The organism is bacterium, from assembly GCA_040756715.1.
GTDB lineage: Bacteria > UBA9089 > UBA9088 > UBA9088 > UBA9088 > JBFLYE01.
This window is the reverse complement of sequence record JBFLYE010000116.1, coordinates 4,138-5,544: the sequence shown is the minus strand read 5'-3', so window position 1 is coordinate 5,544 and position 1,407 is coordinate 4,138. Positions and strand designations below refer to the sequence as shown.

The following is a 1,407-nucleotide window of genomic DNA, read 5'->3' as shown; positions in this document are numbered from 1 at the left end:
AGGGGTCAGGGGTCAGGGGTCAGGGGTCAGGATTGTGGAAGAAAAGGATGCAACAAAAAAGGAGAGGGAAATAAACCTTGTGAACACAGGGATATATTGTTTCAATAAGGGAATATTTAATCTCCTAAAAAGGCTTGATAATAAAAACAAGCAAGGAGAATATTACCTTACCGATGCATTTAAGATGCTTTCGGAGATGGGAAAAAGGGTTTCTTTGTTGGAAACAGAGGATGAAATGGAGGTAATGGGAATAAATACAAGGGAGGAGCTTGCAATAGTAGAAGATTTTTTAAGGAGGAGGAAAAATACAAGATGAAAAAAAGGAAATTATGGCTATTGACTATTGGCTATTGGCTATTGCCTCTTTGCCTCTTTGGCCATCAAAATGGAATAGATTGCAAAAACAAGGCTTGTAGAACAATGATTCTTACCCCCATTTCTTTCACATCAAATGGGAAAAAAGCTAAATTGGGTGTATCCCTTCAGGGAGAAGAGGAGACCTTTGCAAAATGGAAATTTGTTGTTCCAAAGGGGTATCCCCTAGATACAAATCTCTCTTTGGGAAGGCCATTTATTACAGTAAATATATCCTGTAATGTTTATGAAAAGGGCTTAACAAGCGAAACCTGGCCATCTCCCTATACACCAGAGCTTTCTATCTCTACATATAACCCAAGGACAGGTGCAATATCTCCTGAGGTTGGTGGAATAATAGGGCTTATGGATTCAGGCAGGAACAAGATAACCATATCCCAAAATTTCTATATCAACCTGTTGGAAGATGATATAGAAATAGAGGTTACATTAAAAAGACCAGGGGGAGAAAAAAGGGCTCCTACAATTCTTGTAAATAAGAACTCCCTCTTTCTTTCTTATATCTTTCAAAAGGGAGAAATTCCCCTTCCTCCTGATAGATATGAACGAAATAATGACCCTTCATCAGCCACTATTGTCTTAAGAGGCAAAGTAGATGCCTCTATTTGGGATGGTCTTCCTGTAAAGCCGGTTGATGTTGATTGGTATAAGCTTGTAATGGAAAATTATGGAACATTTGAGATTGAAATTACATCCTCTGATGAAAAATCAAACCTATCACCCTCATTAAAGCTGTATAATGAAAAGCTTAAGCTTTTAGCCCAAACAAAGGGTATAAAAACAGCAAGGATAGCCTGGTCTGGAAAGGGAAATTTCCTTATTGAGGTATCAAATAACGCAGGAACAGAGGGACCCTCTAGTCATAACTATATCCTTAATATTAAAAAATAATTGCAAATTGAAAGGGGATAAAAATTTATAGTATCTTCCATTACTTAGTGCAAAAATAGTATTTAAGAAATTTTGAATTCTAAATTTTGAATTTTGAATTGAAAAAGGTTAAGTTTTATAAAATTTTGAATTCTAAATTTT

Annotated in this window: 2 protein-coding genes; both read left to right on the top strand. The window is 35.9% G+C overall.

Translation table 11 applies throughout. From position 1 onward, the window contains the following. The coding region (locus AB1397_04355) for a sugar phosphate nucleotidyltransferase (protein MEW6482215.1) at window positions 1-316 on the top strand (316 nt) is incomplete at its 5' end. Further along, window positions 313-1,266, top strand: coding sequence for a hypothetical protein (locus tag AB1397_04350; GenBank protein MEW6482214.1), 954 nt, complete (start codon window positions 313-315; stop codon window positions 1,264-1,266). The genes AB1397_04355 and AB1397_04350, both read left to right, overlap by 4 nt. The last annotated feature ends 141 nt before the right edge of the window (window positions 1,267-1,407 follow it).

Excerpts from the sequence above, each read along its gene's own strand:
- AB1397_04350 (MEW6482214.1), top strand. The coding sequence starts at position 313 with ATGAAAAAAAGGAAATTATGGCTATTGACTATTGGCTATTGGCTATTG.